Annotated in this window: 8 protein-coding genes; 5 read left to right on the top strand and 3 right to left on the bottom strand. The window is 71.0% G+C overall.

All coding sequences use genetic code 11. The features are described from left to right. Window positions 1-151: 151 nt before the first annotated feature. From ACQKIP_RS09170 to ACQKIP_RS09160, 3 genes are all read left to right on the top strand, one after another. The gene (locus tag ACQKIP_RS09170) at window positions 152-1891 is read left to right on the top strand and encodes an N-acyl-D-amino-acid deacylase family protein (RefSeq protein WP_365860438.1); all 1740 of its coding nucleotides are present in this window, start codon (window positions 152-154) and stop codon (window positions 1889-1891) included. After that, entirely contained in the window at window positions 1888-3366 is a 1479-nt protein-coding gene (locus tag ACQKIP_RS09165; RefSeq protein WP_365860439.1) for an aldehyde dehydrogenase family protein, read from the top strand. The genes ACQKIP_RS09170 and ACQKIP_RS09165 overlap by 4 nt, the downstream gene beginning before the upstream one ends. 268 nt (window positions 3367-3634) lie before the next feature. After that, window positions 3635-5194 (top strand): APC family permease, encoded by a 1560-nt coding sequence (locus ACQKIP_RS09160; RefSeq protein WP_365860440.1) that lies wholly within the window; start codon window positions 3635-3637, stop codon window positions 5192-5194. 89 nt (window positions 5195-5283) lie between these two features. Here the strand turns inward: ACQKIP_RS09160 and ACQKIP_RS09155 are convergent, their stop codons facing one another. From ACQKIP_RS09155 to ACQKIP_RS09145, 3 genes are all read right to left on the bottom strand, one after another. Next, window positions 5284-6825, bottom strand: a complete 1542-nt coding sequence (locus ACQKIP_RS09155) for a CehA/McbA family metallohydrolase (protein WP_365860441.1) — start codon at window positions 6823-6825, stop codon at window positions 5284-5286. 130 nt (window positions 6826-6955) lie between these two features. Next, window positions 6956-7288: a hypothetical protein gene (locus ACQKIP_RS09150; protein WP_365860442.1), complete on the bottom strand. Its 333-nt coding sequence runs from the start codon at window positions 7286-7288 to the stop codon at window positions 6956-6958. 67 nt (window positions 7289-7355) lie between these two features. After that, window positions 7356-7772 (bottom strand): ankyrin repeat domain-containing protein, encoded by a 417-nt coding sequence (locus ACQKIP_RS09145; protein WP_365860443.1) that lies wholly within the window; start codon window positions 7770-7772, stop codon window positions 7356-7358. A 132-nt stretch (window positions 7773-7904) separates the two neighbouring features. On the opposite strand from ACQKIP_RS09145, the gene ACQKIP_RS09140 reads away from it, so the two are divergent. After that, window positions 7905-8444, top strand: a complete 540-nt coding sequence (locus ACQKIP_RS09140; RefSeq protein ID WP_365860444.1) for a hypothetical protein — start codon at window positions 7905-7907, stop codon at window positions 8442-8444. A gap of 49 nt (window positions 8445-8493) precedes the next feature. Then, window positions 8494-9396 (top strand): LLM class F420-dependent oxidoreductase, encoded by a 903-nt coding sequence (locus ACQKIP_RS09135; protein WP_365860445.1) that lies wholly within the window; start codon window positions 8494-8496, stop codon window positions 9394-9396. Window positions 9397-9437 lie beyond the last annotated feature (41 nt).

Genomic DNA, 9437 nt, shown 5'->3' with positions numbered 1-9437 from the left:
TTCTGGACGGGTTGGATCCGCACCGAAAAGACCGCGATCAAGTCTGATCCGCACCGAAGAGACGCCGATCAAGTCTGATTCGCACCGAAAAGACGCCGATCAAGTCTGATTCGCACCGAAAAGACGCCGATCAAGGGGGCTGTCCACCGTCATGCTCGACCACCTCATCAAGGGCGCGACCGTAGTCGACGGAACCGGCGCCCCCGCGCGCGTCGCCGACGTAGGCATACGGAACGGGCGCATCGCCGTCATAGCCGAGCCGGGAGCCGTGGCCGAAGAGGCCAGGACCAGCGAAGACGCCGGGGGACGGATTCTCGCGCCCGGATTCGTCGACCCCCACACGCACTACGACGCCCAGCTCTTCTGGGACCCCTACGCGACCCCGTCCCTCAACCACGGCGTCACCACCGTCGCGGGCGGCAACTGCGGGTTCACGCTGGCCCCGTTGAACCCCGCACGGCCCGAGGACGCCGACTACACGCGCCGGATGATGTCCAAGGTCGAGGGCATGTCCCTGGTGGCGCTCGAAGAGGGCGCGCCCTGGTCGTGGAACTCGTTCGGCGAGTATCTGGACGCCCTGGACGGGCGCGTCGCCGTCAACGCGGGCTTCATGGTGGGGCATTGCGCGCTGCGGCGGTACGTCATGGGCGCGGACGCGGTCGGCGGGCAGCCGACCCCCGAGCAGCTCGACGAAATGCTGCGGCTCTTCCACGACGCCATGGACGCGGGCGCGTGGGGGCTCTCCACCACGCAGTCCTCCACGCACTCGGACGGCGACGGGGAGCCGGTGGCATCGCGGCACGCGAAGCCCGCGGAGCTGCTCGCGCTCAGCCGGGCCGTCGCCGAACACGAGGGCACGCAGCTCGAAGCCATCGTCGCGGGCTGTCTCGACCAGTTCAGCGACGACGAGATCGACCTGTTCGTGGAGATGAGCGCCGCCGCCGGGCGGCCCCTGAACTGGAACGTCCTCACCATCGACTCCGCCGTCCCCGAACGCGTCCCGCGCCAGCTGATCGCCAGCGAGCGCGCCCGTAAGTCCGGCGGCCGGATCGTGGCCCTGACGATGCCGATCCTCACCCCCATGAACATGTCGCTCGGCACCTTCTGCGCCCTGAACCTGATCCCGGGGTGGGGTGACGTGCTGGGCCTCCCCGTTCCCGAGCGCATCGCCAAGCTGCGCGACCCGGAGGCCAGGGGCGAGATGCTGCGGCACGCGGCGAGCAAGGAGGCCGGGGTCTTCCGGCGGCTGTCGAACTTCGACCGGTACGTCATCGGGGACACGTACTCCAGGGAGAACGAAGGGCTCACCGGCCGTGTCGTCGGCGACATCGCCGCCGAGCGCGGCCAGGAGGCCTTCCAGTGCCTCGTCGAGATCTGTGCCAACGACGACCTGCGTACGGTCCTGTGGCCGATGCCCTCCGACAACGACCCCGCGTCGTGGACCCTGCGCCAGGAGACCTGGCAGCACGAGGACGTCATGCTGGGCGGCTCCGACGCGGGCGCGCACCTGGACCGCATGTGCGGGGCCCCGTACACGACCCGGTTCATCGGCGACTGCCTGCGGGGCCGCAAGCTCGTCGGCCTTGAGCAGGCGGTGAAGATGCTCACCGACGACCCCGCGCAGCTCTTCGGGTTGCGGGAGCGCGGCCGTATCGAGGAGGGCTTCCACGCCGACCTCGTCCTCTTCGACCCCGAGCGCATCGACGCGGGCAAGGCCACGCTGGTGCACGACCTGCCCGGCGACAGCCCGCGCCTGGACTCGAAGGCGATCGGCGTCAACGCCGTCTGGGTCAACGGAGTCGAGGCCATCCGCGAGGACCAAGTGACGGGTGCGACGCCCGGCACGGTGCTGCGCTCGGGCCGGGACACCAGGACGGTGAGCACCAAGTGACCCGGCAAGCCGGGCCGGAACAGCGGCTGTTCGTCGGCGGTGAGTGGGTCGAGCCCGACGGCGGGCACTACGAGGTGATCAACCCGGCCACGGAGGACGTCGTCGGCCTGGCTCCCGAGGCGAGCCGCGAGCAGGTGCACGCGGCGGCCGGCGCGGCCCGTGAGGCCTTCGCCACCTGGTCGCGCACCACGCCCGAGGAGCGGGCCGCGGTCCTCGACGGTGCGGCGGAGATCATGCGGCGCGACTTCGCCTCGTACGCGGAACTCGCGCAGGCGGAGAGCGGCGCGACGACCGGGACGGCGCGCGGGATGCAGGTCGCGGTGTCGGTGGCGCGCTTCAAGCGGTACGCGAAGGGTGCCCTTGAACCGGTCGAGGAGGCCCTTGTTCCGCAGATCAGCGAGGCGGGCCCGATGGGGAAGGCGGGCGTCCTGGGTGCGCTGGCCGTGCGCCAGCCGGTGGGCGTCGTCACCTGCATCACCTCGTACAACAACCCGTGGGCCAACCCCGCGGGCAAGGTGGCCCCCGCCCTGGCCATGGGCAACACGGTCGTCGTGAAGCCCGCCCCGCAGGACCCGCTGTCGGTGTACCGGATGGCGGCGGCCCTGGAGGAGGCCGGGGCGCCGCCGGGCGTGGTGAACGTGGTGAGCGGCGCGCGGCCCGAGGCGGGCGAGGCGGCCGTCGACTCCGCGGACGTCGACATGGTGAGCTTCACCGGCTCGACGGCGGTGGGGCAGCGGATCGCCGAGGTGTGCGGCCGGGACATGAAACGCCAGCTGATGGAGCTGGGCGGCAAGGGCGCCGCGCTGGTCTTCGAGGACGCGGACCTGGACTCGGCGGTGGCCGGTATCGGCACGACGTACGCCTTCTACAGCGGGCAGATCTGCACGGCCCCGACCCGGGTGATCGCGCACCGCGCGGTCTACGACCAGCTGATCGAGAAGCTGACGGGCTACATCGGCTTCATGAAGGTCGGCGATCCGCGGGAGCAGGGCACGGTCGTCGGCCCGGTGATCTCGGCGGCCCACCGCGACCGCATCGAGTCGTACGTGGAGCTGGGGCGGAAGGAAGGCGCGCGGGTCGTCGCGGGCGGCGAGCGCCCGGCGGGCCCCGGCCTTGACCGCGGCTTCTACGTCGCCCCGACGCTGCTCGCCGACTGCACGAACGACATGCGGGTGGTCCGGGAGGAGATCTTCGGCCCGGTCGTGGTGGTGGTCCCCTTCGAGGACGAGGAGGAGGGCATCGCGCTCGCCAATGACAGCGACTACGGCCTCATCGACTACGTCTGGTCGGGCGACGTGGCCCGCGCCTTCCGCGTCGCGCGGCGGCTGCGGGCGGGCGGGGTCGGCGTGAACACGATCGGCCGGAACATGGAGGCGCCGTTCGGGGGGTTCAAGAAGAGCGGCGTCGGACGGGACGTGGGCTCGTACGCGCTGCACGCGTACAGCGAGCTCCAGTCGATCGTGTGGCCCGGGTGATGCCGGCCCGGCTGATGCCGGTCCGGGGGATGTCCGTTATGTGGAACGGCGGAGGTTGTCCGGGAAAATTTTGAAGCGGGGCAAAACGGACAGTGCTGCGGTTCCCGCATACCGGACGGTCTGGCTTTTGCCTCGCAATGAATGAGCATTACGGAATTCGAGTCCGGTAATCGATGGGTGATGTCCTGATTCGCCCATCGATTACAAGCCGCATGATCCGGATCCGTGTCCTCCGTATATGGAAACCGCAGCCCTTAACGTCCTGTTCATGACCCAGTTGGACGTACGGCCCCAGGCCGGAGACACGGTAAACGGCGCCTCTGACGGGGGCGTACGCGCCAAAGGGCTCGGCGGGAACTCCGTCGGCCTCATGGGCAGCGCCGTCATCGGCATCTCCACCGTCGCCCCCGTCTACTGCCTGACGTCGACCCTCGGCTCCACGGCCGGCGAGGTCGGCCTGGCCATGCCCGCGGTCTTCCTCGCGGGCTTCCTGCCGATGCTCCTGGTGGCCTTCGCCTACCGGGAGCTCAACAAGGCCATGCCCGACTGCGGCACGTCCTTCACCTGGACGGTCAAGGCCTTCGGCCCCCGGATCGGCTGGATGTGCGGCTGGGGCCTTGTCATCGCCACGATCATCGTCCTGTCGAACCTGGCGGGCGTGGCCACCTCGTACTTCTGGCTCCTGGCCGGCGAGATCACGGGCAGCGACTCCGTGGCGGCCCTCGACGACAACAAGGCCGTCCACATCCTCACCTGCCTCGCCCTGATCGCCGCGGCTACGGCGATCAGCTACCGGGGGATGACGGCCACCAAGGGCGTGCAGTACCTGCTGGTGGGGCTCCAGCTCGTCGTCCTCGCGCTCTTCGTCGCGATGGCCCTGGGCAAGGCGAACAGCGGCGACATCGCCGGGTCCATGGACTTCTCCTGGTCCTGGCTGAACCCGTTCTCCGTGCAGTCCTTCGGCGCCTTCACGGCCGGTCTCTCCCTGTCGATCTTCATGTTCTGGGGCTGGGACGCGTGCCTGACCGCCAATGAGGAGACCACCGGCAGCGAGAAGACGCCGGGCCGCGCGGCGCTCATCTCGATGGTCGTCCTGATCGGCTCCTACCTCGCCACCGGAATCGCCGCCCAGATGGCCGTCGGCTCCGGCGACAAGGGCCTGGGCCTTGCCAACCCGGACACCTCCGACAACGTCTTCGCCGCCCTCGCCGGGCCGATCATGGGCAACGGCCTGGGCATCCTGCTCTTCGTCGCGGTCCTCGCGTCGGCCGCCGCGAGCCTCCAGACCACGTTCATCCCGGTGGCCCGCACGGTCCTCGCGATGTCGACGTACGAGGCACTTCCGGCCTCCTACGCGCGCGTGCACCCCCGGTTCAAGACGCCGGGCCGGGCCACGGTCGTCGCGGGTGTGGCGACCGGCGCCTTCTACACCGCCATGACGCTGGTCTCCGAGCACGTCCTGGTCGACACGATCTACGCGCTCGGCCTCATGATCTGCTTCTACTACGCCCTGACGGCCTTTGCCTGCGCCTGGTACTTCCGCCGCGAACTGTTCTCGTCCGCGCGCGACTTCGCCTTCAAGGGCTTCTTCCCGGTGTTCGGCGGCATCCTGCTCACCGCCGTCTTCGTCAAGACCCTCGTGGACATGTGGAACCCCGCCTACGGCAGCGGCTCCTCCGTCTTCGGCGTCGGCTCGGTCTTCGTGATCGGCGTGGGCCTGCTGCTGCTCGGCGTGGTGATCATGCTGGTGATGGGCCGCAAGAGCCCGGCGTTCTTCCGGGGCGAGGTCCTGAAGCGGGACACTCCGGCGCTGGTCGTCGCGGACTGAACCCGGCCCCGCGCCCCTTTCAGGGGCGCGGGGAACTGCGCGGCCCGCCCCCACCGGCGGTCAGGCGGTCACGACCCGTGTAGCCCTCGCTAACTCCGGCCCAGGAAGATCGGGTTCGTGAAGGCCGCGAGGGGGCCCGGCAGGCCCGTCGTCACCGGTGGGTGGCGGACCTCGGCCCGCACGTAGGCCGCGTACGAAGGCGTCGTCCGCCACTGAGCCGTACCGGAACCCGACGCGGGCAGCGCAGGGGCCGCGAAGAGGTTGCCCTGGTCCGTCACGAAGTGGATCGTGCAGCCGGGGGCGCCGGTCACGTCCAGGCGGACGGTCACCGGAGCGTCCTGCTCGACGTACAGGCGGTCGCCGATGCCCGCCTGCTTGCCCTTGCCGCCGGTGGCCGTGAACGTGACCGCGACGTTCTTGTTCTCGGCGACATAGCTGTGGCCGGCGCGGATGCCCGCCTGGATGGCGTCGCGGGTCAGGGACTCCGCGAGGACCACCGTCTGCGGGGTGCCGACGGGGTCGGGGTCGCGGTGGGCGTCGCTGTTGCCCATGGCCGGGATCCAGGGCTTGCGGCCGCGCACCGACGCGACGAGCGTGCCGTCCCACTCGGCCAGGGACACCTCGTCGTCCGGCGTGTAGGCGCCGTTCCACACCTCCACCGCGTCCGCCTCCGCGAAGCCGAACTTCCAGTTGCAGCCGATGCAGGTGCCGTGCGGATGGGCGGGGACGACCAGGCCGCCCGCGTCGCGGACCTCGCGGGCGAACTTGCCGAAGCGGTTGTCGCGGGCGCGGTAGCGCCAGTCGACGAACGTGCCGGGGTCCGTGCCGAGGGCGACCACGTGGCCGTTGCGGGTGGTGACCTCCTCGCCCAGCATGACGAGCAGGTCGTCACCGGCCGCCGCCGCCCAGTGGGGGTGCGAGGAGTGCGTGTTGTGGTCGGAGGAGTTGATGAAGTCCAGGCCCGCGGCCCGCGCGAGCGCCGCGATCTCGGCCGGGGTGCGCCTGCCGTCCGAGTGCCAGGAGTGCAGGTGGCAGTCGCCGCGGTACCAGGCGCGGCCCCGCCCCTTCGCCCGCTCCGGCGGATAGACCGGCCGGGGCGTGGTGCCGGGCTCCCCGTACTTGAGGGTGATCGTGACCTCGTAGGGCAGGCCCTGCGGGGCGACGGTGTACGGGCCGAGCGCGATGTTCCAGGTGCCCGCCTTGACCGGGCCGGGGATGTAGCCGGGCGTCGCCTCGTCGGCGCGGATGAAGAACTCCGTGCGCGCGCCGCCCGACCAGCCCCGGAAGCCCTTGCCGCCGAGGGCCGTGCCGCGCTGGTCGAAGATGCCGATGTCCAGGGCGTTGCCCGGGGTGCCCGCGGGGACGGTGACCTTCTCGTAGGTGTACGCGACGTGGATCTCCCGTACCCCGTCCGGCACTTCGACCGGGAGGTACACGAAGTCGGGTGACCCGGTGGGCAGCGTGCCGCGCACCACCTTGGTCTCGTCGCCACTTCCGGATTCACGCCCTGCGGCGCTCGCGAAGCTCACGCTGTTCAACGTAAGCGCGGCGGCGGCTCCCGTCACGAGCAGACCGCGCCGGTTCAGGGACGTGTCGGCGGCTCTGGTCCTGTGGTGTTCGTCCTCGCACATGTGTCGGCTCCCAGGGGTGTCGGAAGGGACTGCAGGGCAACCCTGGTATTGAGCCGTGAACTCGGGCGCAAGGGAAGGCAATTGACAGACTTACGGGTGGTGTCGGGCGGGCGCCGCCCGCCGGTCTCCCTCAGTGGCCGCCGCGGGCCTTGCGCACGCGGCGGACGGCGATCATGACGATGATGATGACCGCGATGACGGCGATGATTCCGATGATCAACCCGACGCCCTTGGACTTCTTCTTTTTCTTCTTCTTGGGCTTGGACTTGGACTTGGACTGCGACTCGTCCGCCGCCTTGGTGACCGTGCCGGTCAGCACCGCCGCGGACGCGGCCGTGGCTCCGGCCGGCTGCGTCGTCGAAGCCGCCACGGTCCGCGGGGTCGCCGCGTACGCGCCCGCGGAAGCCGTGCCTCCGAGGAGCGCTCCGAGCAGCAGCAGTACGGTCGCGAAGCGAAGTCGCATGAGGAACCCCCCGATTCCGTCGATTCCGTCGATTCCGGCGGATTCTAGGCCACCCGTGGCCCCGCGCCTAGGCGCTCGCACCTGCTCCCCGAAGCACGGCAACCGTCTCCTCGTGCGGCCCCTGCGTCGCCCAGTACAGCGGGGTGTTGCCCGTGCCGTGGTCCTCGCGGAGGTTCGGGTCCGCGCCGTGGGCGAGGAGCTCGCGTACGGCCTCGGTGTGCCCCCAGCACGCGGCCGCGCACAGGGGAGTGCCCTGGTCGCCGTGGCCGCTCTCCGCGTCGGGGTCGGCGCCCGCTTCGAGCAGTGCCTTGACGACGGGGGCCGTGCCGTGGACGGACGCGCCGTACAGCGGGGTCGTGCCGTCGGGGTCCGGCGTTCGGGGGTCCGCGCCCGCGCGCAGCAGCGCCCTCACCTCGGTCGTGCGGCCCAGCTCCGCCGCCAGGACCAGGCGCTGCGTCTGTTTCTTGCGGCGTCGTCTGCTCATGGAGGGCAGGGTAGGTCGGCGGACGCGTGAGGTGGTCGGAATTTCCGCTCCCCCGTGCGGCGGAGGTACGGGGCGTCCGGTCGGTCTGTGTGCCGATGTGGTGGATCCCGGCCTGCGGACAGCATGGGCCGCATGGTGAAGATGAGCGCATTGCCGGACGTTCCCCGCTGGGCCGTGATCGCCGCCCACGCGGTTCCGCTGGCCACCCTGCCCTCCGGCCTGTGGCGCGTCGCGCTGGCCGCCGGGCTGCCGGTGGCGGACGAGCCCGTCAGGGGCTGGGTCGGGGTCGTCTACGTCCTGGGGCTCAGTGTCGTCGCCGAGTGCCTCGCCCTGCTGACGCTCGGCCTGGTGCGGGGCTGGGGCGAAGTGGTGCCGGGGTGGATACCGCTGCTCGGCGGGCGCGAGGTGCGGCCGCTCGCCGCGGTGGTCCCGGCGCTGCTCGGCGCGCTCGGCCTGGTCGGGCTCATGGGCTGGTCCCTCTACGCCCAGTACGCGGGCCTGGGGTCCGGTGCCACCGACGATCCCGTCAAGGAGGCCGTGCTCGTGGCCTGCTACGCACCGCTCGTCCTGTGGGCCCCGCTGCTCGTCGCGGTCACGGTCGCGTACCACCGGCGCCGGAAGGGACACACGGGCACGGCATGGACTCCTGCGCCGCTGACGGCTAGTAAGTGAGCCCCGCTCCCGTACGAGCACACCGTGCGCGAACCCCGGAGGCCACCCCATGCGCGTTGCCGCCACCCTCTACCTCACCGACCGGACCATCACCCCCGTCCGCCTGGCCCGCGAGCTGGAGCAGCGCGGTTTCGCGGCGCTCTACCTGCCCGAGCACTCCCACATCCCCGTGTCGCGCGAGACCCCCTATCCCGGCGGTGAACTGCCGCCCGAGTGCGCCCGCATGCTCAATCCCTTCGTGGCCCTCGCGCAGGCCGCCGCCGTCACGGACCGGCTCGGGCTCGGCACGAACATCACGCTCGTCGGGCAGCACGACCCCATCGACCTCGCCAAGCAGATCGCGACCCTCGACCACCTCTCCGGCGGCCGTCTCACCCTCGGCATCGGCTATGGCTGGAACAGGGAGGAGGCCGCCGACCACGGCGTCGAGTGGCGCACGCGCCGCGCGCTCGTACGCGACCGGATGGCGGTCATGCGGGCCCTGTGGGCGGATGAACCCACCTCGTACGAAGGCGAATTCGCGAGCGTGCGCGCCAGCGAGGTCCACCCGAAGCCGGTCCGCGCGCCGCGCGCCCGTAAGGAAGGCCCCTTGTACGGGCCGCGCACGCTGGTCGGCGGAGCCGCCGGGCCCAAGCAGTTCGCGCAGATCGCGGAGTACGCGGACGGCTGGCTGCCGATCGGCGGCGGCGGCCTGCGCGATTCCCTCCCCGCGCTCCGGGCGGCTTGGGCGGAAGCGGGCCGCGACCCCGGCGACCTGTACGTGGCGCTCTCCGCGGTCGAGCCCACCGAGGGCAAGCTCGCCCACTACGAAGAGCTCGGCGTGGACGAGGTCGTCGTGCAGCTGCCGGCACGCGAAGAGAGCGAGGTGCTGCGCGCGCTCGACGGATTCCAGCGATACGTGGCCCGCACACCTGCCCCCGGCGGCCGGCCCGTAACCAGCACTGACCTGTAGCTGTTTCTGCGAGAGGTCGCTCGTATGCTCGGACACATGAC

It is taken from the genome of Streptomyces sp. NPDC059900 (assembly GCF_050270335.1).
GTDB lineage: Bacteria > Actinomycetota > Actinomycetes > Streptomycetales > Streptomycetaceae > Streptomyces.
Note: the sequence above shows the minus strand (reverse complement) of the source record. Positions and strands in the feature narration are given on the sequence as shown.

What these genes read in the sequence shown, in the direction of transcription:
- ACQKIP_RS09170 (WP_365860438.1), top strand. Translation starts at nt 152, where the DNA reads ATGCTCGACCACCTCATCAAGGGCGCGACCGTAGTCGACGGAACCGGC.
- ACQKIP_RS09160 (WP_365860440.1), top strand. Translation starts at nt 3,635, where the DNA reads ATGACCCAGTTGGACGTACGGCCCCAGGCCGGAGACACGGTAAACGGC.
- ACQKIP_RS09155 (WP_365860441.1), bottom strand. Translation starts at nt 6,825, where the DNA reads ATGTGCGAGGACGAACACCACAGGACCAGAGCCGCCGACACGTCCCTG.
- ACQKIP_RS09150 (WP_365860442.1), bottom strand. Translation starts at nt 7,288, where the DNA reads ATGCGACTTCGCTTCGCGACCGTACTGCTGCTGCTCGGAGCGCTCCTC.
- ACQKIP_RS09145 (WP_365860443.1), bottom strand. Translation starts at nt 7,772, where the DNA reads ATGAGCAGACGACGCCGCAAGAAACAGACGCAGCGCCTGGTCCTGGCG.
- ACQKIP_RS09140 (WP_365860444.1), top strand. Translation starts at nt 7,905, where the DNA reads ATGGTGAAGATGAGCGCATTGCCGGACGTTCCCCGCTGGGCCGTGATC.
- ACQKIP_RS09135 (WP_365860445.1), top strand. Translation starts at nt 8,494, where the DNA reads ATGCGCGTTGCCGCCACCCTCTACCTCACCGACCGGACCATCACCCCC.